Below are 22,760 nucleotides of genomic sequence, written 5' to 3'. Positions count from 1 at the left end.
TCGCGCCACCGTCTCAGCCGTTGTCGGCCGCGCCGTGCTCGTAGAGTTCGTCCATGCTGAGCGCAGCCAGGTCGGCGAAGCGCGCCTGGCTTTTCGCCCGGCCGTCGCCGAGGACGACGACGTCGTCGCAGAAGGAAATGGTGCTGCGGTGGTGGCTGATGACGATGGTGGTGTGCCGGCCCGCCCTTGACCGCAGGGTCTCGACGATGGCGGCTTCCGACAGTCCGTCCACCGCATTGGTGGCCTCGTCGAGGATCAGGATGTCGGGATCGCGTACCAGAGCGCGCGCCAGGGCGATGCGCTGGCGCTGACCCGCCGACAGGTTCACGCCGCGATAACCGACGACGGTCTTGTAGCCCTGGGGCAGGCCCTCGATGAAGTCATGTGCCTCGGCCAGCCTGGCGGCACGCTCGGCCTCGGCCGGCGAGGCGAGCGCCTGCCCATAGGTGATGTTGTCCAGGATGGTTCCGTCGACGAGTTCGAGGTCCTGGCTGGCCAGGGCGATATGGCTGCGCCACTGGGCTGGATCGATCGCGCCGAGTGGCGTGCCGTCCACGAGAATCGCACCTCCGTCGGGTTCGACGAAACGGCACAGAAGGTTGACGATCGTCGTCTTGCCCGCGCCCGAGCGCCCGACGATCGCGGTCGAGCGGCCGGCGCGGATGTCGAAGCGCGCGGAGCGCAACACGGCGCCGGCTTTGTCGGCGCCGGGATAGCCGAAGGTCACCTCGTCGAAGGTCATCTGCCGACAAAGACCCTGGAAGGGCTGGGTGCCGCCGGGCGGCTGCGGCTTGTCCGAAGGATCGAGCAGCCAGCGCACCTCCTCCAGCGATCCGCTCCAGCCCTGCAACTGGCTCCAGCACATCTGCAGGGCACGCATATGCGGCTGCAGCCGGTAGAGCAGCACGACGAAGGCGACGATGACAGGGAAGCTGATGCCGCCGTACCACGAGCCGACGACCGCGCCGAGGAACAGCAGCGCGTGCAGCACCTCGGTCAGCGGCGGCAGCGCGCCTTGCCTGGACTGCAGGGCGAAGCCCGCCCGGCGCACCGCATCCGACGCATGGTCGAACGCCGCCTGCTCCCGCGCCTCCTGGCCGAAGATGCGGATCAGCCGACCGGCATTCACGAGGTGGAGCATCCGGGAGGCTAGCTCGCCGTTGCGCGAGGTGACGCCGCGGCTCGGCGCCTTGAGACCGGCGGACAGGGCGGCATGCACCAGTTGCACCAGGACAAGGCCGACCGCCACCAGCAAGGTCATCTGCCAGGACAACAGCAGCAGGAAGGCGAGCAGGATGACGGCGGCCGACGCATTGACGATCGCCGAGAGCAAGGTCTGGACGGCGTCGGAGGCGCGCCAGGATTCGTTGGAGATGATGTTGAGCAGCCGCCCCGGGCTCTGCAGCAGGAAGAACGGATATCCCAGCTCCAGCAACTGCGCCGACAGCGCGCTGCGGATGGCGTGGCTCGCCTTGCCGTAGATGTGGCTCGTGAGCAGCGTGTTCGCATAGGCCATCAGGTTCTTGAACGTGATCAGCACGAAGACGATCGCGGCCAGCGCGAACAGGCGCTGGCCTTCGCTCAGCCCGGCCCCGACCCGCTGGAACGCGCCCGAGAGGCCGCCCATGTCGGTTGCGGCATTTTGCCCGACGATGATGCCCAGCATGGGAATGATCAGGCCGATGCCGACGCCCTCGAGGGCGGCGCTCGCAAGCCCGAGCAGCACCACGACGGGCAACATGCGCTGCTGGCGGCCCATGAGCCCGCGCAGCAGAGAAAATCCGGGCAATGACGGCTGCATCGCGGCGGACCTCATCTCGGCTCGACGGCGGCTTGGCCGACCGGCTGCCGCGGGCTTCGGCGGCCCCTGCGCAGCAGCGCCAGACCGGCATATCGGAACGCGCCGCGCAGGTTCATCAGCACGATCGGCCAGTGGGAAAGCTGCAACTCGGGATCGAAGGCGGGGCCGCCCATGAGCTCACGCAAGGCAGAGCGGAACGCCCAGTAGAAATGGCGCAGCAGCCACGGCGCGCGACCAAGATGCTTGAGGTAGAGCCCGCCGTTGCCGAGGCTGTAGCTGCGGTGCAGCGCTTCCACCGCGCTGCGTTCGCTTCGGCCGTGATGGTGGAAGACGACCATGTCGGGGACGTATTCGACCTCGACGCCGGCGAGGAAGGCGCGCACCAGGTAGTCGGTGTCCTCGGCCGAGCGCAGCGGCGCGCCGACGCCGAAGCGTTCGTCGAACCGGCCGATCCGCGAAGCCACCTCGCGGTTCATCGTCATGTTACAGCCGAGCACGAACCCGCCCGGCGGAACGGCCCGGTTCAGTTGCTCGCGCTGCCGCGAGCGCTTGATGGTGAAGGGCAGGTCCCGCGGATTGCCGAGTTCGACGCGGCCGCCGCGAACGCATGGCATCCCATCGGCATAGTGGCGTTCCAGGTCGCGCAGGTAGTCGGGGTGCAACTGGCAGTCGTCGTCGATGAAGACGAGCAGGCTGCCGCGCGCCCGGTCGAGCCCTGCGTTGCGGGCGGCCGAGAGGCCCGGCCGCGGTTCCAAAACCAGCGTCATTGGGAGGGGCGAGCCTGCCGCAAGGCGCGCGAGGCTATCGGCCGTGCCGTCGCTCGAGCCGTTGTCGACGATCACCAGTTCGGCGGCGAAGGTGGCATGGGAGCGGCAGGCGGCCTGAATGGAGTCCACGCAAGCCGCGAGTGCTGACGCGCGATTGCGCGTGCAGACGATGAAGCTTGCCCTGGGCGGCGGCGTTGCCGCCAAGGCCGGTTCGGCCGGATCAGGAGCGAGGCGCGGGTAGATGGCTGCCGCCGGTCGAGTTCGCGTATCTGCGGTCATGCTATGCCGTCTGCATGGCGGCCGCGGCCGGCTTGGACTTCATGTACCACTCGACGGCATCGACCTGCCTGGCGGCGGCGATGGAGAGCAGGCTGAGGCGCGGCGCCGCCGTTGCGGCCCGCAGCCCGTAGCGTTCGCGGCGGCGGATGACGCCCCATTTGGATGTGCGGGTGAGGAATTCGTGGGTGAGCGCCGGCCGGCCTTCGTCGCCGATCATCTGGTAGAGGAAGTAGAACAGGTTGAGCGCGCCGACCTGGTAGCTGGGCCGTTCCCGCTCTGGCAGGGCGGCGATGGCCTCGTCGAGCGCAAGCAGGAATTCGGCCGTGCCGCGAACCGTTTCGAGGGTCACCTCGTCGCCGATGCCGCGCAGTACCTCTGGGCTAGGCGCCAGCGCCTCGGCTTCCAGGTTCTCGCCGACGATCTTGAGATGGGTCTGCCGCATCCGTTGCCGATGCCGGGCCGTCACGCTCTCCTCGTGCTGGCGGTAGGCCAACTGGCTGTCGACGATCATCGCTGCCGGATGGCGCTCGGCGATCCGCCGGAACAGGTCGAAGTCCTCGGCGTGCACGTAGCGCGCGTCGTAGAATAGCATGTCTTCCGCAATGACCCGGCGGTTGTAGACCACCGTCGAATGCAGGAACAAGGTGAAGAACTTCGACAGCGCCCGCAGGCTGCCCGACCGGTAGATCGGGTGCGGCGTGCCGCGCAGCAGCCGGTTGCGGATCAGAGTGTCGGCCCCTGTGCCGCAAATGGCAAGCCCGGGCTGATCCTCGAACAGCGCCACCTGCCGCGACAGGCGCGTGCGGTAGGCGACGTCGTCGGCGTCCATCCGGGCGATGAGGTCGCCGCTGGCGAGCGCCAGCCCTTCGTTCAGCGTCGCGATCAGCCCCTTGTTCTCGCGCGAGACGATGCGGATGCGGCTGTCGGCCTTGCGGTAGCTTTCCAGGATGGCGAGCGTGCCGTCCGTCGATCCGTCGTCGATGGCGATGACCTCGAGGCGCCGATAGTCCTGGTTGACGATACTGTCGAGCGCCGCGGACAGATAGGGGGCCGCGTCGTAGGCCGGAAGCAGCACGGAAACCAGGGGAGGGGACATCGGTTCGCCTTGAACGGGTTCATCTGATCTCGGAAGCCGGCAGTGCTTCCGGCTGGTCCGGGCGGGCGGTGAGCCCATCGTTGGCGGGCCAGGCTCTTGCGCCGATGGGACCGGCCGTCCGGCGGCCGTCTGCGTCGACATAGGGGAAATGGCGCTTGAGGGCGTTCAGGCGCGTTTCGAAGAACAGCCAGGAGAGCGAGGCAGCGACGAGCGTGGCGATAGAGGCGACGAGGAGCCGGCCCGCCCCCTGGCTGGAGACGTTGAGCGGTATCCAGGATTGCGCCTTGACGGTCAGCGACAGGGCGATCGGATGCAGCAGGTAGACACCGTAGCTGATGCGCCCCAGGGCCGTCAGCGGCGGAAGTTCGGCCAGCCGCCCGGCCCAGCCGGCGAGGCCCGCCGAGCAGCTTCCCACCAGCATCGTGAGCGGCAGCAGCGGCAGGATCTCCAGCGCGATCCAGCGCACCCATTCCTGCGTCGGGGTGGCGGGCGAGGGCGCGAACCATTGCAGGAACAGGAACGCGCCGGCGGCCGGCATCCAGGCCAGTCTCGCCCAGCGCGGCCAGCCCGGGTGCTCCGACCGATAGGCGGCGAGCAACGCGCCCGACCCGAGCGCATCCATCGACGCTGGCGGCAGCAGGTCGCGGGCAAGCGACGGCGTCGCGGTGAAGGGCCAGTAGAGGCGGTAGGCGAGCGAGAAGGCGATGACGCCGATGCAGATCGCCACGATCGACCGACGCGGTGCGAACAGGACCACCAGCGGCCATATGAGGTAGAACTGTTCTTCGATGCTGAGGCTCCAGGTGTGGCTGAGCACCCAGGGCTCCCAGGCGTCGCGTTGGGCGAACCAGAAATTGGACAAATAGAGCGCGTGCCAGGCGAGCGAGCCGCGCGACTGTTCGAGGTCGACCAGCCAGACAAAGCCGATCATGGCGAAATAGAGCGGAAAGATGCGCAGCGCGCGGCGCGCATAGAACGCCTTGAGTGCGGTCGCCGGCTCGAATCTCGCCGCGGCGCGCGCGTCCAGCAGCAGGCGCGTTATCAGGAATCCGCTGAGTATGAAGAACAGGCGCACGCCGAAATGGCCCCAGTTGGAGCCTTGGTCGGCATAAAAATGCGCATAGAGCACGAACGAGACGGCGATAGCCCTCAGCGCGTCAAGCTGGTTTTCCCGCGGGTCCAGCATGGACCGATCCCTCCGGATTCCCGACTCCGATCAAAGGCCTCGGCGGGGTTGCCCGGCCAAGCTCAATCATGCGCGCGGAACGTCGGACCCTGCCGGCCGGCAATAAATCTCCAGCGATCGATGCCGTGCGCGCAAGATGGATGTCTACATCGAAATATGGCCTTCAATTGTTTTTGTCTTCTCATTGCGGGTCGTGCAGGTAATATTTTGTTTCCTCGCGAAATGCGTTTTCATTTTTGCAATTGGCTATCAACATTTCCAGATAAATTCGGAAGATGTTGAAATATACTTCATGTAGTTCGTCGATATTATGGGCGGTTCTCCGGATTTTCGTGCGTTGTGCACTGCAACCTTGCTGTTGGCGGCGAGGGATGCTGTTTCCGCGCATCGGCGCAAGGAGCCAGGCACATGTGTCTTGCCGAGGCCGTCCGCTTAGGCTAGGAAGCCGACGCGCTGGACGACCAGTGCCTTTGTTCGTTCGGGGACGGCCCCATCATTCGATGGCGCCACGCATTTGTCACCCCGACCGGAATCCATCCTGAATCATCGCGAAGACGTTGCCGATCCGCAGCTGGCGGGCCGCCGTTGCGTTCGTGGTCGGGCCGGTCGGTCCCGGACACGTTCGGTTCCGGGGGGGTCCCCGGCGCGCGCCTTCGCACCATCAATCGAGCCGACCGGAGAGGCGCCGTGGCGGGACCACTAGAACAGTTTGAAATCAAGCCGATATTCACCCTCTTCGAGCTCGGGGGGCAGCAGGTCGCCTTCACCAATTCCTCGGCCTACATGGCCGGGGCGGCGGTGCTCGGCGGCCTGTTCCTGCTGGCGTCCTCCAGCAGCCGCGCGCTCGTGCCGTCACGCCTGCAGTCGGTCTCCGAACTGATCTACGAATTCGTCTCCAAGACGCTGCGCGACAACGCCGGCGAAGGGGGGATGCGATTCTTCCCGCTGGTGTTCTCGCTGTTCGTCTTCATCCTGGTCGCGAACCTCATCGGCCTGTTCCCCTATGCGTTCACGGTTACAAGCCAGATCATCGTCACCTTCGCCTTCGCCATGCTGGTGTTCGGCACGGTCACGCTCTACGGCATCTGGAAGCATGGGTTGGGCTTCTTCCGGCTGTTCCTGCCGTCCGGAGTCCCGCTCATCCTGTCGCCGATCATCGTTCCGATCGAGGTCATTTCCTACATCTCGCGCCCGGTCAGCCATTCGGTGCGTCTGTTTGCGGTGATGCTGGCGGGCCACATCACGCTCAAGGTGTTCGCCGGCTTCGTGGTCAGCATGTCCGGCCTCGGAACGCTGGGCGTGATCGGCGCGATCCTGCCGCTCGCGATGACCGTCGCGCTGACCGCGCTCGAACTGCTGATGGCGGTGATCCAGGCCTACATCTTCACCATGCTCACCTGCATGTACCTGAACGACGCGATCCATCCGGGTCACTGATCCGCCGGCCCGAATTCCAGCAGCAGCACGTAGCCTCAACCGCCGGGACGTGTCCCGGCGGTTTTTTCATGGGCTGCGGGGACGGGCCGGCTATTTCCGCTTCTTCGCCGCGCGGTGCTCGAGGATGGCGGTCGCCTGCAGTGCGACGAGGATGACCGCCGAGCCGGCGACGATGCGCATCTCCGGGATCTCGCCGAAGAAGATGTAGCCGGCCGCCGCGGTCACCACGATCGAAAGGTAGCCGATGGGCGCGAGCACGCTCGCCTCGGCGAGGCGATAGGCGCGCAGGAAGCAGTATTGGCCGGCCTGCGCGAGCAGGCCGATGCCGAGCAACGGGATCCAGTCGAACGGCTTCACCGGCTGCCAGACGATGACCGCGGGCACCGCGGTGATGACCGCCAGGCCGACCGTGTAGAACACCATCATCACGGTGGTGTTCTCGTCGCGCAGCGCGCGCGTCTGGATGATCGCCAGCGAACCGAAGACGACCGTGCCGAACACCGCGAGCAGCCCGACATTCCAGCCGACGCCGCCGGGCGCCAGCATGACCAGCACGCCGGCGAAGGCGAGGCCGGCGCCGACCCAGCGCAGCCGCGAGACGCGCTCGCCGAGAAACGCGACCGCCATGGCCATGGTGACCAGTGGTCGCGAGAAGCCGAGCGCGTTGACCACCGCGAGCGGCAGAAGCGTGTAGGCGAGGAACTGGCTGGTCAGCGCGATCGCGTTGCAGGTGACGCGCGAGACGTTCTTCCACGGGTGCCTGGTGTGGCGGATGTGGAAGCGGTGCCGCCAGATCAGCGGCAGGATGAACATCAGCCCGATCATGGCGCGGATGAAGACCAGCTGGAAGGCGGGGTAGGTCATCCCTTGCGCCTTGACCAGCGCCGTCATGCCGCCGGCCACCAGCAACATGTCGGCGAGCACCCAGAGGATGCCCTCGCGGTTGTCCTTGCGCCGCTCCTCCCCCGCCTGGAGCGGCGGTTCGGGGTCAGGCTGGCTGGACAAGATTGGCCATCAGCCTGAAGGCGCCGGGGACGAGCTTGTCGAGCTGGTGGTGCAGCACGAGCGATGTGTGGGTGTGGCGGCCCTTGCCGATCCCGGCGGAGACGATCGCGCCAAGAAGCGGCTGTTCGTTGACGTCGTGCATCGACACGAGCGGCTTGTAAGCCTCGTCCCAGCGGGCGGCAAAGTAGAGCCCGCGCTCCTTGTCCCAGCCGGACCAGTCCTGCGGGCCGATGGCGTTCGGGCCCTTCAACAGGACGTGGTCCGGCGCGAGCACCGTGACCTCGGCGTTGGGATCCGTTACGCGCCAGCGTAACGACGGCGAGCCGATCTCGAGTTTCCTCGGCGGCGTGGCCAGTGGATCCCAACCGTCGGTCGGGCGGTGATAGAGCGTGACGAGGTGGCCGCCGTCCTCGACGAAGCGGTGCAGCCTCCCGGTGGCAGCGGCGAGGTCCTTGCGGATGCCGAAGGCGAAGATGCCGACGACGATGGTGGTGAAGCGGCTGAGGTCGCCGGCAAGCGCCTTGGCGTCGAGTTCGGTGACGTCGAGGCCCATGCGCGAAAGCCAGAGGCCGACGCGGTCGGCACCGGCGCCGACATAGCCGACGCGCGCGCCCTCGGGCAGCCTGAGGTCGAGCGAGAGCACTTTCAGCGTCTCGGGCTGGCGGTGGACGATCCGGCCGATATGCGGATAGGAAATCGGCGTGAGCCTGAGTCCTGGCCGGCCGCCGACCAGCGGCGTGACCGTCACCAGGCCCGGGACCGGCATTGCGGGGGCGCGAACGACCTGGCCGGCGGCCGTTTCGGCGAGCGACCAGCCGCCGCCCATGTTGAGCGCGACCGCGGCTGGATTGCCGGAGACGCGGGGCGCGACCGGCCATTCGCGCCGGCCGCCGTCGATCGGGGCAATGATCGCCTCGGGCTCCATGACCACGGAACTGGCGGGGAGGACGGCGAAGGGCTCTTCGAGGTCGAAGGTGGCACGCGCCACGTGGCCATCGAACTCGGCCGAGACGACGACATGCGCCTCGCCATTGCCGCCGAGCGCCGACCATGCCGGAGCGTAGAGCTTCGAATAGGACGCATCGGCGGAAGCGGAAACGGAGAAGCTGCGGCGGCCGCCGCTCTCGGCATTGGTCGCGGCGGTGATGGCCTGCGGCAGCTTCGGCTCCACCTTCACCGCGCGGCCTGCGGCGCCTGGCGCGAGTTCGACGGTCAGCATGCCCGTCTCGCCGGGCGACAGCGTCGCCGGGGCAAGCACGGCGCGGTCGAAGATGCCGGCGGCCTCGATCAGTGCTGCGTCGATCTCGCGTGCCTTGCGGTCGAGGCGGTGGCGATGGAGGTCGAGGAAGGCGGGCGATGCGTTCGCTATGGCCTTGCCGAGCTGGCGCGCTGCCTCGCTGAGGGCGGCGATGATCGCTTCCGCATGCGGGAAGGCCGCAATGGCCTTGTCGATGGCAACGGCAGCTCCGGCAAGCGCCCGGGCGGTATCGGACGAGAGATCCTTGGAGGTCGCGAGTTCGGCGAGCGACGAGGGCAGGCCGTCGAGCACCGAATTTTCAGCTTTGGCGCCATCCCGGGCCAGCAGCAGGTGCAGCGGCCAGCGCGTGTCGGCCCGGTCGGGCCAGTGTCCCATGCCCTGCGAGGCGTGGTAGTAGCGCGACCATTCGCCGATGCGGTCGTATTCGGCGCCGGTCGCCGGCTCGCGGCCCGAGGCGTCGACGGTGACGGTCGCATCCGGCGGGGGCACCTCGTCGTCATAGGTGTCGCCGCCGCCCGACCAGGCCGGCAGGTAATATTTCGCCACCTGCCACGGGCTCATGCCTTCGGCGAAGTGCTCCGGGAAGGCTTCCGGATCGGCGGCCATGCGGATGGCGGTCTCGGCGGCGCGGGTCATGGCGCGGTGGTGGCCGTGCTGTCCCGGCACGTCGAGGAAGGTCGGGATGACGATGTCGGGCCGCTCGCTGCGATAGGCGCGCACCAGCCGCTCGACCGTGCGTATCTCGCCCCAGCGGGTGAAGGTCTGGTCGCCGTCCTTGGAGAAGCCGAAATCGTGGACGGGATCCTCCGGGCCGTGGCCGAGCCAGTGGACGTCGGCGTCGAGCGCGCGCGCGGCCTCTTCCATTTCGCGGGTGCGCATCATGCCGAGCACGCCGAGCCGCTCCGGCCCGAGCGAATTCTGCCCGCCTTCGCCGCGCGTCGAGCAGGCGACGACGACGCGCATGCCGAGGCCGAGGCGGAACCAGGCGAGCAGGCCGCTCTGCTCGTCGTCGGGATGGGCGCCGGTGTTCATCATCGTCACGGTGGACTTGAGCCGGCTAAGCGCCCGGTGAAGCCTCAGCAAAGACGGGCTGGATTTCTGTCTCTCGATGCGTTCTCGGGCGGTGAGCATGCTGGTCCTCCGTATGCGTATGTCAGGCGGCTAGTCGAAAGGCAGGGGCGCGGAAGTCTCGAGCTTCGGCGTCACGACTTCGAACAGCGGCAGTGCTGCCGCTCCCAGCGCGGCGGTGAATTGTCCGGTCTGGCCGCGCAGGACCCTCGGCAGCGCGCGCCTCCTGCGGCTGGCCACAGAGATCGGCAGCGTCCCCATGCGCGCGATGAGACCGTCGATGACGGCATCGGGCAGCGTGCCGCCGAGGATCACGGTCTCCGGATCGAGGATGTTCTCGATCATGGCGATCATCGGGGCGAGATAGGTGGCGGTCTCGTCCATCCATTCGACGAACACCGGGTGGCGCTCCGTATGCAGCCGCGACAGGTCGGCGAAATCGGCATCGGCGATGTCCGCTTCGGCGAGCTTTTCGCGCAGCGCATGGAGCGAGGCATAGCGTTCGAGGCAGCCGTGCTGGCCGCAGGGGCAGGCCTTGCCGCGCGGGGCGACGACGACGTGACCGATCTCGCCGGCATTGCCGAAGGCGCCGCGGAAGGGAACGCCGTCCTGGATCATGCCGAGGCCGACGCCGGCGCCGAAATAGATCATGGCGAAGCTGGAGATCGAATGGCCGGCACCGAAAAGCCGCTCGCCGACGGCGGCGGCATTGGCGTCGTTCTCGACGGTAACCTGCTCGCCGCAGGCCCCGGTGAGCAGGCTCGCCGCATCGATGTCGGCCCAGCCAGGCAGGGTCGTCGGACCCACCGAGGTCATGCCTTCGATCTCGAACGGTCCCGGCATGACCACGCCGATGCCGAGGAGCGGCGCCTTGAAGGCGGCGCGCACGGCGTCGAGCTCGGCGCGCAGATGGGCGATGACCTGGCTGGGGCTGGTGTCGCGGACAGGGGTGATTTGCTTCGAGCGCGGCTGGCCGGAGAGGTCGAGCACGGTCGAGACGATGTGGTCGGACGCCACCTCGATGCCGATGGTCATGGCGCCGTCGGGGTTGACGGCGAACTGGATCGGCGGCTGGCCGCGGCCGGAACGCAGGCGTCCCGTCTCCATCAACAGCTTTTCGCTGACCAGTTCGTCGACGATGTTGGCGATGGCCTGCGCCGTGAGATGGGTGAGCCGCGCAATCTGCATGCGCCCGAGCGAACCATTGCGGCGCACGACGTCGAGCACGACGCGCCGGTTGTGATCGCGGCTGCGCTCCGGATTCTTCCCCAAAGTGACCTGATGCGTGCTGCCCGGCTGAAATGCCATTCCGCCCACCCTGACCTTCCTCGCAAAACTGATAACGCGTAAGCCGCTGCGCCCGCAATAGATTAATTCAAGTAAATTATCTTATTGACAAACGTCCGGCGACAGGGAACCGTATAGCCTAGGTGCGGGGAGGATCCGCAGCTCGTTGGAGTCAATGCTGTCGGGCGTGATCCGCCCGCATTGGATGACCCATGAATTCAAGCAAGCGGCCCGCATCCCGAACGCACGGGACGGCGCGGCCTAGGGGAAGCAATCGCCCGATGTCCGGGAGTTCCGGCGGGCGTCTTTGGAGGTTGAAAATGCGCAAAGCGACATTGTTTGCCGGACTGATCGCAGGGTTCAGCACGCTGGCACTCAACGCGGCCCAGGCCGTCGAGATCGAATACTGGCAGTATGTCTTCGACACCCGCGTCAAGGCGATGGACCAGCTGATCGAGAACTTCGAGAAGGCCAATCCCGACATCACCGTCAAGCAGACGACCTTCCCCTATGCCGACTACCAGACCCGCGTGATCGCCGCCAAGATGGGCGGCCAGGGCCCGGACGTCATGCAGCTGTTCTACGGCTGGCTCGACAAGTTCGTCGCCGGCGGCCTGCTTCAGCCGCTGCCGACCGACGCCTTCCCGCACGACAAGATCGAAAGCGAGTTCTTCCCGATCGTCAGCGCCATGAAGCGCGGCGACGACTATTACGGCCTGCCGACCGCCGTGCGTTCGCTGGCGCTGTTCTACAACAAGAAGCTGTTCACCGAAGCTGGCCTCGACCCGGCCAACCCGCCGAAGACGCTGGACGAGTTCGTCGCGGCTGCCGAGAAGATCACCAAGCGTGATGCCAGCGGCAACCTCCTGGTCGCCGGTTCGACCCTCGACATGGGTGGGCAGGACCACCAGTGGTGGCGCGAGGTGCTGATCCGCCAGTTCGGCGGCGAGCCCTACACCGACGGCGACCGCAAGGTGGCCTACAACACCGAGGCCGGCGAAAAGGCGCTCAAGTTCTACACCGACCTGCAGCTGGTGCAGAAGATCGGCCAGGCCGGCTTCATGGACGAAGGCCAGGCGGCGTTCCGCGGCGGCATGGCCGGCATGACCATCGACGGCACTTTCCGCCTCGGCGCCTTCAAGTCGATCGAGGGCTTCGAATGGGGCGTGACCGAGCTTCCTGCCAATGCCGAGGGCGTGCGCTCCAACTACGCCAGCTATTTCGCCAACGGCATCAGCGCCACCACCAGCGGCGAGAAGCTCGAGGCGGCCAAGAAGTTCCTGGCCTATATCTCGTCACCCGAGGCCATGGACGTCTGGCTGAAGACGGTGGGCGAACTGCCGGCGCGCCGCTCGGCGGCGATGACCGAGGCCAACCTCGCCGACCCGATCTATGGTCCGTTCCTCAAGGGTCTCGAATACGCCCGCACCACCATGTTCGTGGACGAGGCGGCCCAGCGCCAGAACACCATCGACATGACCAACCGCATCCTGCTCGAAGGCCAGTCGGTGAAGGATTCGCTGGCTCAGGGCGCCGCCGCCGAGCAAGCGATCATCGACGCCGCGGCCAAGTAAGGCAGGGGCACCAATGACTGTGGCAGCGGATCGACAGGGGGCGGCGGTGAGCCGCCCCGGCGGGACCTTCTGGGACCGCCGTTCCATGCGGACGAAACGGCTGGTGTGGGTGTGGAGTTTCCTCGCCGTACCGATCCTGTTCTATTCGGTCATCCGCTTCTATCCGACGATCGAGGCCTTCTGGCTCTCGCTCACCAACTGGGATCTTTTGAAGCCGCCACAGTTCATCGGGCTGGCGAACTACCAGAAGCTGTTCGCCGACCCGCAGTTCTGGAAGGTGTTCAAGAACACCTTCGCCTACCTCGTCATCGGCACCCCGATCAGCCTGCTGCTGTCGTTCGTCATCGCGTTCTATCTCGACCGCGTGCGCTTCATGCACGGGCTGATCCGCGGCATGTACTTCCTGCCCTATCTCACCACGGCCGCTGCCATGGCCTGGGTGTGGCGCTGGTTCTACCAGCCGCCGCCGATCGGCGTGATCAACAACGCGCTCGGCACGATCGGCTTGCCGCAGCAGCAGTTCATCCGCTCGGTCGACCAGGCTTTGCCATCGATCATGGTGACCGCCATCTGGGCCGGCCTCGGCTTCCAGATCATCATCTTCATGGCCGGCCTGCGCGCCATCCCCAACACCTTCTATGAGGCCGCGCGCATCGACGGCCTCGGCGAATGGGCGATCCTGCGCAAGATCACGCTGCCGCTCTTGAAGCCCACCACCGTATTCCTGGTCGTGTTCTCGTCGATCGGCTTCCTGCGCATCTTCGACCAGGTCTACAACATGACCACCAACGACCCGGGCGGCCCGCTCGGTTCGACCAAGCCGCTCGTGCTGATGATTTACCAGACCGCCTTCTCGTCCTACGCGATGGGTTATGCGGCGGCGCAGACGGTCGTGCTGTTCTCCATCCTGCTGTGCGTGTCGCTGCTGCAGCTCTGGATCCTGAGGGAAAAGAAATGAGCGCCGTCACCCAAACCCCGGCGCTGTCGCACGCCAACCTCCGCCCCGGTCGCATCATTGCCTGGACGCTGCTGTTCATCGGCGGCCTGATCATGGTGACGCCGCTGGCCTTCATGTTCTCGACGTCGCTGAAGACGGCCGGCCAGGTCTACGACCTGCGCCTGATCCCCGCCGCGCCGACGCTGCAGAACTACATCGCGATCCTGGCCGACGGGCGCTTCGTGCGCTGGTTCATGAACTCGATGATCGTGGCGGTGGCGGTTACCGTCTCCAACGTGTTCTTCGACAGCCTCGTCGGCTACACGCTCGCCAAGTTCGAGTTCCGCGGCCGCTATTTCATCTTCCTGGCCATCCTGTCGACGCTGATGATCCCGACCGAGATGCTGGTCATCCCGTGGTACCTGATGTCGAGCAAGCTCGGCTGGCTGGACAGCTACTGGGGCATCATGTTCCCCGGCATGATGACGGCTTTCGGCACCTTCCTGATGAAGCAGTTCTTCGAAGGCGTGCCCAACGACTTCCTGGAAGCGGCGCGCGTCGACGGGCTCAACGAGTTCCAGATCTGGTGGAAGGTGGCCATGCCGCTGGTGACGCCGGCGCTCTCGGCGCTCGCCATCTTCACCTTCCTCGGCAACTGGACCGCCTTCTTCTGGCCGCTGATCGTGACCACCAGCCGCGAACTCTACACGCTGCCGGTGGGGCTCTCGAGCTTCGCCGTCGAACAGTCCATCCAGTGGGAGATGATCATGACGGGTGCGGCGATTGCCACCCTGCCGACGCTGATCGTCTTCCTCGTGCTCCAGCGCTACATCGTCCGCGGCGTCATGCTCGCCGGGCTCAAGGGATAGAAAATGCCTGAACTGAACCCCAAGCTCGCCGACAAGAGCGTTTTCCCTGATCCCGTCTACAAGGAGACGGTGCTGAGGCCGCTGTTCGACGGTGCCAAGACCCACCATGTCGACGGCTTCCGCGTCATCGACCGCGCCCATCTGGTGATGCTGACCGAAGCCGGCATCCTCGACAGCAAGCAGGCGTCGGCTATCGCCGGAGCACTCGAGGCGATCGACCGCGAGGTCGATCCGTCCAAGCTCGAATATACCGGCGAGGTCGAGGACTTCTTCTTCCTCATCGAGAAGGAGCTGAAGGCCCGTCTCGGGCCTGACGTCGCCGGCCGCCTGCACACGGCGCGTTCGCGCAACGACATCGACCACACTCTGTTCAAGCTCGGCCTCAAGCAGCGCATCGACGCGCTGATGGTCAAGGCGCGCCACCTGCTCAGCGCCATGATCGAGACCGCAGAGCGCGAGAAGGGCACGCTCGTCGTCGCCTACACCCACGGCCAGCCGGCGCAGCCCTCGACCTTCGGCCACTATCTGTCGGCTGCCATCGAGGTGCTGATCCGCGACATCGAACGGTTCGAGGAAGCGCGCAAGATCGTCGACCTGTCGCCGATGGGTGCTGCGGCGATCACCACCTCGGGCTTCCCGATCGACCGGAAGCGCGTCGCCGAGCTGCTCGGCTTTGCGGCGCCGCTGCGCAATTCCTACAGCTGCATCGCGGCGTCCGACTACATCACCTCGACCTATTCGGCGATCGAGCTGATGTTCCTGCATCTCGGCCGGCTGATCCAGGACTTCCAGTTCTGGACCGCCTTCGAGGTCGGCCAGATCTACGTGCCCAATGCCTTCGTGCAGATCTCCTCGATCATGCCGCAGAAGCGCAACCCGGTGCCGATCGAGCACATGCGGCTGCTGGCCAGTCAGACCATGGGCCGGGCGCGGACGGTGCTCAACGTCATCCACAACACGCCGTTCACCGACATGAACGACAGCGAGGGCGAAACCCAGTCGATGGGCTACGAGGCCTTCGCCGCAGCCTCCCGCGTGCTCGACCTGCTCGCCGCCTTCGTCGCCGCGATCAGGATCGACCCGGAGCGGGTGGCCGACAACATACGCCGCTCCTGCATCACCATCACCGAGCTTGCCGACTCGCTGGTGCGCATCGAGGGCCTGTCGTTCCGCGAGGCGCACGAGATCGCCGCGACCGTGGCCAAGGCGGTCGTGGCCGTCGGCGGCGGGCTCGCCAAGGACGGCTACGCGCCGTTCCTCGAAGCCTTCAGGCATTCGACCGGGCGCGAGCCGTCGTTCGGCCGCGACACCTTCGAAGAGATCGTCTCGCCCGAGCATTTCGTTGCCGTGCGCGCCCGCTTCGGCGGCCCCGCGCCCGAGCCGATGGCCGAGGCGCTCGGCGTCTACAGGAACAAGGCGGCGGCGTTCGAAGCCGTTGCAAACGAGCATGCCGGGCACGAGGCGAGAGCCGCGAAGGAACTCGGCGAGAAATTCACTGCGTTGGTGGGGGCGCGCTGATGGCGACGATCGAACTCGAAAAGCTGGTCAAGCGCTACGGCAAGGTCGACGCCGTGCAGGGCATCGACCTCAAGATCGCGGACGGCGAATTCGTCGTCTTCGTCGGCCCCTCGGGCTGCGGCAAGTCGACGACGCTGCGCATGATCGCCGGCCTCGAAGACATCTCCGGTGGTACGCTCAGGATCGGCGGCGAGGTGGTGAACGAGCGCGAGCCCAAGCAGCGCAACATCGCCATGGTGTTCCAGAACTACGCCATCTACCCGCATATGACGGTGCGCCAGAACATCGGCTTCGGGCTCTACACCTCGAAGCTGCCCAAGGCCGAGAAGGACCAGCGCATCGAGGAAGCAGCCCGCATCCTCGGCCTGGAGAAATATCTCGAACGCCGGCCGGCCGCACTTTCGGGCGGCCAGCGCCAGCGCGTCGCCATCGGCCGCGCCATGGTTCGCAACCCCTCGGCATTCCTGTTCGACGAGCCGCTTTCGAACCTCGATGCCCAGCTGCGCTCGCAGATGCGCATCGAGATCAAGCGCCTGCACCAGCGGCTCAAGACCACGACCGTTTACGTCACCCACGACCAGGTCGAGGCCATGACCATGGCCGACCGGATCGTCGTCATGCGCGACGGCCAAATCCTGCAGACGGGCACGCCGACCGACCTCTACGAGAACCCGGTCGACGTGTTCACTGCGCGCTTCATCGGCAGCCCGTCGATGAACCTGGTGCCGGGCCGCAAGAACGGCCACGGCGTCGAGATCGGGCAGGGCGGCGACATTCTTGTCGGCGTGCGTCCGCACGACCTGATCGCCTTGCCCGACGGCAAGGCCGTGGACGGCGGCCTGACGCTCGGCGGTATTGTGACCGCGGTCGAGCCGCTCGGGCCGGAGACGCTGGTGCATCTCGACATCGACGGGGCGGCGGTGATCGCCACTGCTCCCGGCAAGTTCATTCCGGCGGCGGGCAGCAAGCTGACCTGCAGCGCGGCACCCGGCAGCCTTTACCTGTTCGACGCCAAGACCGAAAAGAGCCTGGGCCGTCAATGACCTCGGGACATGCCAAGCGCCCGGCCGTGCTCAGCATCGGCCGGATCTATTGCGACCTCATCTTCACCGGCCTGGGCGCGCTGCCCGGGCTGGGCCGGGAGGTATTTGCAGAGGACATGAAGATGGCCGCCGGTGGCGGCGCCTTCATCGCGGCAGCCCATCTGGCGCATGCGGGGCGTGAGGTGGCGCTTGTCGCGCGCCTCGGCACCGACGCGCTGTCGGCCGGCATCGAGCCTGAATTGCGCGGGGCCAATGTCGACCTGCGTTTCCTTGAAAAGTCGCCTGGTGCGGGGCCGCAGGTCACCGTCGCCTCGGTGATCGGCAACGACCGCGCCTTCCTTTCGCGCCGCGCAGGCTCCGCCTTGCCCGACACGCTCGACGCCGCGCTCGCCTGGGGCGCAGCCGGGCATCTCCACATCGCCGAATATGCGACGCTGCACGAGATCCCCGACCTGGTGTCTCGTGCAAAGGCGGGGGGGCTCACTGTTTCGCTTGATCCAAGCTGGGACGAGACGCTGATCTACGAGGCCGAACTGCTCGACCGCTGCGCCGGCGTCGACATCTTCCTGCCCAACATGGAAGAGGCGATCGCGATCACCCAGGAGAGCGATCCGATCGCAGCCATCGGGATCCTCGCCCAGGCTTTCCCGATCGTCGCGCTCAAGGCCGGCGGCGATGGCGCCTGGCTGAAGGCGCGAGGGCAGGTTCTGCATCGCCGCGCCGAGGAGGTTACGGTCGTCGACACCACCGGCGCCGGCGATGCCTTCAACGCCGGTTTCATCGACGCCTGGATGTCGGGCGCAAGCGACGAGGCCTGCCTTGCCGCTGGCGTCACCTTCGGCAGCCTCGCCGTCCAGGCGGCCGGCGGCACGGCCATCCTCGACAGGCCTCTCCGCCGCGACGCCTCCTGACGCCAATACGGGAGATCGCCGGCGGGATCCGCCAAGGACGCGTCGGCCCACCCTGCGGGATGGCGTGACGCAGCGTTCTGCGGCATGCCCAGACGATGGCGTCCGGCATCTCCGCCTATCGCGATGCTGCATTAATCGATGCGGATTATTCGCTTATGTAATTTTATCCATCGTGGTCATTTGCTCCCGCGCGCCGCCGGCCCTGGCTCCGGCACGCCGCCAAACGAGAGGAAAGGCGCGCTTGCGCCTTAGGGAGAAGCAAATGATCAAGAAAGCAATCGCGGCCGGCGTCATCGCCGCCGCCACACTTTTCAAGCCTGCCTTCGCCGCCGAAACCCCGTCGCTGAAAGTGGCGATGACGACCTGGGTCGGCTATGGCCTGCTCCATCTCGCGCAGGAGAAGGGCTTCTTCGCCGCGCATGACGCCAAGGTCGAGCTGGTCAGCGTCCAGGACAAGGCCTCGACGGCGGCAGCCATCGCCACCGGCCGCCTCGACGGCTGGGCGACCACCGTCGACACCTTCATCTTCTACAATGCCCAGAAAATCGGCGTGAAGCAGGTGCTTGCGGTCGACTTCTCCGCCGGCGGCGAAGGCCTCGTCACGGCCAGCGACATCAAGACCGTCAAGGACCTGAAGGGGCGCCGGATCGGCGCCGAGGAAGGCTCGGCCACATACTTCTTCCTGCTCAACGTGCTTGCCGACGAGGGCCTCAGCCTGAAGGACATCGACCTTCAGAACATGCGGGCCGGCGACGCCGGCGCCGCCTTCGTGGCCGGGCGGCTGGACGGTGCGGCGACCTGGGATCCCTGGCTGTCGCAGGCGGGCAAGCGGTCGGGCCACGTCCTGGTCAGCTCCAGGGACAAACCGGGGCTGATCGTCGACACCGTGGCGTTTCGTTCCGACGTGATCGAGCAGCATCCTGAGGCCGTGGCCGGTTTCATCCAGGGCTATTTCGACGCCTATGACTACTGGAAGGCCAATTCCGAGGAAGCCAACAAGATCATGGCCGATGCGCTGGGCATCAAGATCGACGAGTTCCGCGCTTCGCTCGCCGGCCTCGAATTCGTCTCACGCGAGGACAACGCGGCCTATATCGGCGCGGCTGACGCGGCCGGAAAGATCGCCGAGGTCACCCGGCGCGGCGCCGATTTCTACAAGGGGCTGGGCCTGCTGAAGGCCGATCTCGATCCGGCCAGCGTGGTCGACGGCCGGCCCCTTGCCGCCGCCCTCGGCGGCAAGGCGAAGCAATAGGCGGCTGCCCGATGTCGGATTCGGTCCAAACCTCCATCGGCGCCGGCGCGGACTGGTCCGCGCCGGGCGCCCGCAAGGCCGTTGCCGCCAGGCGCCGCCGGTCGAGCCTGTTCGCGGTCCGCAAGGGCCTGGACAAGGCCACCTCCACGGCAATGTCGCTGGCCTTCTTCGCCGTGCTGCTCGTGCTCTGGTCCGCCGTGTCCGGGCTCGGCGTCGTGGGCGACTTCTTCCTGCCGAGCCCGCTCGCCGTGCTCACGACCGCGCGCCAGCTGTATTTCCAGGACGGCTTCGTGCTCGACCTCGCCGTCAGCATCTACCGCGTCGGGGTGGGCTTCCTGCTGGCGGCACTCATCGCCGTCCCGCTCGGGCTTTTGATGGGCTCCTTCCAGCTGTTCCGGTCGATGCTCGAGCCGTGCCTCGCCTTCATGCGCTACATGCCGGCAACGGCATTCATCCCGCTGCTGGTGCTCTGGCTGGGTATCGACGACGCGCAGAAGTTCTCGGTGATCTTCGTCGGCACCTTCTTCACGCTCACGCTTATGGTGATGGTCAGCACCTTGTCGGTGCCGATCGCGCTCATCGAATCGGCGATGATGCTGGGGGCGAGCCCGGCCCGGCTGGTGCGCAAGGTCATCCTGCCGGCGGCGAAGCCGGCGATCTTCAACGACCTGCGCATCGTCCTCGGCTGGGCATGGACCTACATCGTCATCGCCGAGATCGTCGCCGCCTCCAGCGGCGTCGGCTACGTGATCCTCAAGGCGTCCCGCTACATGGACACGGCGACCATCTTCGTCGGCATCATCTCCATCGGGCTGGTGGGCCTGACCAGCGACCTCTTGTTCATCGCCGCCGGCCGCCGCCTGTTCCCCTATCTCCAGCGTTCCCGTTCGTAGGTGCAGTGATGGCCAATCTGATCGAAGTCGACCATGTTTCCAAAGCCTATGGCTCGGGAACCTCGGCCGTAACCGCGCTGCGCGATGTCTCGCTGTCCGTCGGGGACGGAGAGTTCGTCGTGTTCCTCGGGCCGTCCGGCTGCGGCAAGTCCACATTGCTGCGGCTCATAGCCGGTCTGAGCGGCGTCTCCGCCGGCGAAATCCGCATCGACGGGCGGCCGGTCGACGGCCGCGACCCCATCGTCGGCATGGTGTTCCAGTCCTACACCTCGTTTCCCTGGCTCAGCGTCCGCGACAACATCGCCTTCGGGCTGGAACTCGCGGGCGTGCCCAAGGCGGAGCGGATCGCCAAGGCCGACCGGATACTGGAACGGGTCGCGCTGTCCAAATTCGCCGACGCCTACCCGGCCCAGCTGTCGGGCGGCATGCAGCAGCGGGTGGCGATCGCACGCGCGCTGGCCGTCGATCCGCGCATCCTCTTGATGGACGAGCCCTTCGGCGCCCTCGATGCGCTGACGCGCGTCGACATGCAGTCGTTCCTCGTCGATCTCTGGATACAGGAAAAGAAGACGGTGGTGTTCGTGACCCACGACATCGACGAGGCGATCCTGCTCGCCGACCGCATCGTCGTGCTCTGCCCACATCCCGGCCGCATCGCCGAAATCGTCAAGGTCGACATTCCGCGGCCGCGGACCATCGACCAAACCGAGGATCCCGAATTCACGCAGTTGCGGCACCGCTTGCGGCAGCTGATCTTCGGCATGGCGGCCAGGGCCGCCTGACTATTTGGCGCTGGCCATTCCGGTCAGGACATCGGCCATGGTGCGGGCCAACGCACGCGCAGCGAGCGTTGGCTCCTTTTCCGAATATTTGATCGTCAGCGAAGAGGTCGGCAGGCGCGGCAAAAGGCCGTTCCTGGGAGCGGCCCTGACCCCGAGGCCGACGTCGCCTTCGGTGACCACGGACACGGCCAGCCCTTCGCGCACCACGGCGAACACGCCCTGGAGGCTGGTGCAGGTCACCATGCATTTCCACGGCACGCCATTGCTGTCCAGCGTCGAGATCGCCGCCTTCCTGTAGGCGCAGGAGCCGCGCACCAGCGCGAGCGGGACGACGCCGTCGCTCGGCGGCACCCAGTTCGTCGAGGTGATCCAGACCAGGTTCTCGGTGCACAGCACGTCGTTGCCCGATGCCCCCGGCACGTCGCGGATGACGGCCAGGTCGATGTTGCGCTCGCGCAGGTCGCGCGTCAGGTCGCTCGACAGGCCGCCTCTTATTTCCACCCCGACCCGCGGCTTCTCCAGCATGAAGTCCTTGAGGGCGGCGGTCAGCGGCACGAACAGGTAATGATCGTCGGGAACGCCCACCACCAGCGTGCCCGTCAGCAGTCCGGGCTTGAAGTTCTGCTCCAGGTCGTCGACCGACCGCACCACGCGCGTGGCATGGTCGATCAGGTCCCGCCCGTCCGCGGTCAGCGCGCATGTCCGCGTCGTACGGTCGAACAGCTGCTTGCCGAGCAGATCTTCCAGCCGGGCGATCTTGTGGCTGACGGTCGACTGCGTGATGTTCAGGCGCTGCGCTGCCGCCGAAAAGCTCTGCGTGTCGGCCACGGTGAGGAAACACTGGAGCAGCGATGTATCCATGGATCAGACGATAAATGAATTTTCGTATTCAATCTATGGCCAAATATCGCTTTCGTCGATTAACGCCTTGGGCCATTCTTCAGGAAACAGGGGAGGCCCCGGTCTCCAGGACTGCCGACGAAGGAGCGGTTGCGGCACATGCCAGCGCTGAGCGACGATAGAGACGGATGGGCGACGCTTGCCTGCAGCCTCGACGGCGGTCCCGCCGCGGTGGCGGCGATCGGCCTGGTGGTGCTCGCCAACGATACGGTGATCGAGCCGGAGGTGCGGCGCTTCCTGCCGCTGCCGGGCGTCGAGGTCTATGCGAGCCGCATCCCCATGGCCCGCGACCTCTCGCCGGCGAGCCTCGCCGCGATGGCCGACGATTTGCCGCGTGCCATCGAGCTGCTGCTCCCCGACGACAGGCTCGACGTCGTTGCCTTCGGCTGCACCTCGGGTTCGATGATCATCGGTCCGGACAGGATCGCCGGGATCGCCGGAAGCGTTCGCCCGGGGATCGCGGTGACCGATCCGGTCAGCGCCAGCCTTGCCGCGCTGTCGGCGCTCGGCGCCCGCCGCATCGCCCTTGTCACGCCCTATCCGGCGAGTGTCAACGCGATGGTCGAGGACTATCTTTCCGGCAAGGGCGTCGAGATTGGCGCGCGCGCCACCTTCGGCCAGGAGAGCGATGTCACCATCGCCCGCATCGATCCGCGCGACATCTTCAATGCCGCCGTCGAGATCGGGCAGAACGACGTCGACGCGGTGTTCCTGTCGTGCACTGCCTTGCGCTGTTCAAGTATCATCGAGGCAGTGGAGCAGGCGATCGGCAAGCCGGTGGTGACGAGCAACCAGGCGCTCGCGTGGGACGCGCTCCGGAAGGCCGGCAGCCGTGCGGCCATACCGGCCATGGGCCGCCTGTTGAGGTACTGATAGGAAAAGGGCAGTCGGTGCGGC

Annotated in this window: 19 protein-coding genes; 11 read left to right on the top strand and 8 right to left on the bottom strand. The window is 66.6% G+C overall.

The genetic code is table 11. The annotated features are described in order from the left end of the window. Window positions 1-13: 13 nt before the first annotated feature. From J2X50_RS10295 to J2X50_RS10280, 4 genes are all read right to left on the bottom strand, one after another. Window positions 14-1,801 carry an ABC transporter ATP-binding protein gene (locus J2X50_RS10295; RefSeq protein ID WP_429094507.1) on the bottom strand — a complete coding sequence of 596 codons (1,788 nt, stop codon included), beginning with the start codon at window positions 1,799-1,801 and terminating at the stop codon, window positions 14-16. Between the two features lie 11 nt (window positions 1,802-1,812). Beyond that, on the bottom strand, window positions 1,813-2,772 hold the full coding sequence (locus tag J2X50_RS10290; protein WP_429094505.1) for a glycosyltransferase family 2 protein: 960 nt from the start codon (window positions 2,770-2,772) through the stop codon (window positions 1,813-1,815). Between the two features lie 76 nt (window positions 2,773-2,848). Then, window positions 2,849-3,943, bottom strand: coding sequence for a glycosyltransferase family 2 protein (locus J2X50_RS10285; RefSeq protein WP_429094503.1), 1,095 nt, complete (start codon window positions 3,941-3,943; stop codon window positions 2,849-2,851). Window positions 3,944-3,962: 19 nt separating this feature from the next. Continuing rightward, window positions 3,963-5,129: an acyltransferase family protein gene (locus J2X50_RS10280; protein ID WP_429094502.1), complete on the bottom strand. Its 1,167-nt coding sequence runs from the start codon at window positions 5,127-5,129 to the stop codon at window positions 3,963-3,965. Window positions 5,130-5,816: 687 nt separating this feature from the next. On the opposite strand from J2X50_RS10280, the gene J2X50_RS10275 reads away from it, so the two are divergent. Next, window positions 5,817-6,566, top strand: a complete 750-nt coding sequence (locus J2X50_RS10275; protein ID WP_429094500.1) for a F0F1 ATP synthase subunit A — start codon at window positions 5,817-5,819, stop codon at window positions 6,564-6,566. Window positions 6,567-6,656: 90 nt separating this feature from the next. On the opposite strand, the gene J2X50_RS10270 is transcribed toward J2X50_RS10275, so the two are convergent. From J2X50_RS10270 to J2X50_RS10260, 3 genes are read right to left on the bottom strand one after another with little or no spacing between them, the layout of a single operon-like run. Continuing rightward, window positions 6,657-7,571: a DMT family transporter gene (locus J2X50_RS10270; RefSeq protein WP_429094498.1), complete on the bottom strand. Its 915-nt coding sequence runs from the start codon at window positions 7,569-7,571 to the stop codon at window positions 6,657-6,659. Next, on the bottom strand, window positions 7,555-9,960 hold the full coding sequence (locus J2X50_RS10265) for a PIG-L family deacetylase (protein ID WP_429094496.1): 2,406 nt from the start codon (window positions 9,958-9,960) through the stop codon (window positions 7,555-7,557). Before J2X50_RS10265 ends, J2X50_RS10270 begins: the two co-directional genes overlap by 17 nt. A 30-nt stretch (window positions 9,961-9,990) precedes the next feature. Next, window positions 9,991-11,205, bottom strand: coding sequence for an ROK family protein (locus J2X50_RS10260; protein ID WP_429094494.1), 1,215 nt, complete (start codon window positions 11,203-11,205; stop codon window positions 9,991-9,993). 299 nt (window positions 11,206-11,504) lie between these two features. Here J2X50_RS10260 and J2X50_RS10255 point away from each other — a divergent pair, with 299 nt between their 5' ends. From J2X50_RS10255 to J2X50_RS10215, 9 genes are all read left to right on the top strand, one after another. After that, window positions 11,505-12,758 carry an extracellular solute-binding protein gene (locus tag J2X50_RS10255; protein WP_347967239.1) on the top strand — a complete coding sequence of 418 codons (1,254 nt, stop codon included), beginning with the start codon at window positions 11,505-11,507 and terminating at the stop codon, window positions 12,756-12,758. A gap of 13 nt (window positions 12,759-12,771) precedes the next feature. After that, entirely contained in the window at window positions 12,772-13,716 is a 945-nt protein-coding gene (locus J2X50_RS10250) for a carbohydrate ABC transporter permease (protein WP_429094492.1), read from the top strand. Next, window positions 13,713-14,564, top strand: coding sequence for a carbohydrate ABC transporter permease (locus tag J2X50_RS10245; RefSeq protein WP_429094490.1), 852 nt, complete (start codon window positions 13,713-13,715; stop codon window positions 14,562-14,564). The genes J2X50_RS10250 and J2X50_RS10245 overlap by 4 nt, the downstream gene beginning before the upstream one ends. 3 nt (window positions 14,565-14,567) lie before the next feature. Beyond that, window positions 14,568-16,082, top strand: coding sequence for an argininosuccinate lyase (gene argH, locus J2X50_RS10240; RefSeq protein WP_429094488.1), 1,515 nt, complete (start codon window positions 14,568-14,570; stop codon window positions 16,080-16,082). Beyond that, window positions 16,082-17,125 carry an ABC transporter ATP-binding protein gene (locus J2X50_RS10235; RefSeq protein WP_429094486.1) on the top strand — a complete coding sequence of 348 codons (1,044 nt, stop codon included), beginning with the start codon at window positions 16,082-16,084 and terminating at the stop codon, window positions 17,123-17,125. Before argH ends, J2X50_RS10235 begins: the two co-directional genes overlap by 1 nt. After that, window positions 17,122-18,036, top strand: a complete 915-nt coding sequence (locus J2X50_RS10230) for a carbohydrate kinase family protein (RefSeq protein ID WP_429094485.1) — start codon at window positions 17,122-17,124, stop codon at window positions 18,034-18,036. The genes J2X50_RS10235 and J2X50_RS10230 overlap by 4 nt, the downstream gene beginning before the upstream one ends. A gap of 262 nt (window positions 18,037-18,298) precedes the next feature. Beyond that, complete coding sequence (locus J2X50_RS10225; protein ID WP_429094483.1) at window positions 18,299-19,288, top strand: ABC transporter substrate-binding protein; 990 nt, start codon at window positions 18,299-18,301, stop codon at window positions 19,286-19,288. A gap of 11 nt (window positions 19,289-19,299) precedes the next feature. After that, window positions 19,300-20,181 (top strand): ABC transporter permease, encoded by an 882-nt coding sequence (locus tag J2X50_RS10220; RefSeq protein WP_429094481.1) that lies wholly within the window; start codon window positions 19,300-19,302, stop codon window positions 20,179-20,181. 8 nt (window positions 20,182-20,189) lie between these two features. After that, complete coding sequence (locus tag J2X50_RS10215) at window positions 20,190-20,963, top strand: ABC transporter ATP-binding protein (protein WP_429094479.1); 774 nt, start codon at window positions 20,190-20,192, stop codon at window positions 20,961-20,963. On the opposite strand, the gene J2X50_RS10210 is transcribed toward J2X50_RS10215, so the two are convergent. Then, entirely contained in the window at window positions 20,964-21,824 is an 861-nt protein-coding gene (locus J2X50_RS10210) for a LysR family transcriptional regulator (RefSeq protein WP_429094477.1), read from the bottom strand. 138 nt (window positions 21,825-21,962) lie between these two features. Here J2X50_RS10210 and J2X50_RS10205 point away from each other — a divergent pair, with 138 nt between their 5' ends. Further along, the gene (locus J2X50_RS10205; protein ID WP_429094475.1) at window positions 21,963-22,736 is read left to right on the top strand and encodes a maleate cis-trans isomerase family protein; all 774 of its coding nucleotides are present in this window, start codon (window positions 21,963-21,965) and stop codon (window positions 22,734-22,736) included. Window positions 22,737-22,760: the final 24 nt, after the last annotated feature.

Source organism: Aminobacter sp. BE322 (assembly GCF_050433525.1).
GTDB lineage: Bacteria > Pseudomonadota > Alphaproteobacteria > Rhizobiales > Rhizobiaceae > Aminobacter.
Note: the sequence above shows the minus strand (reverse complement) of the source record. Positions and strands in the feature narration are given on the sequence as shown.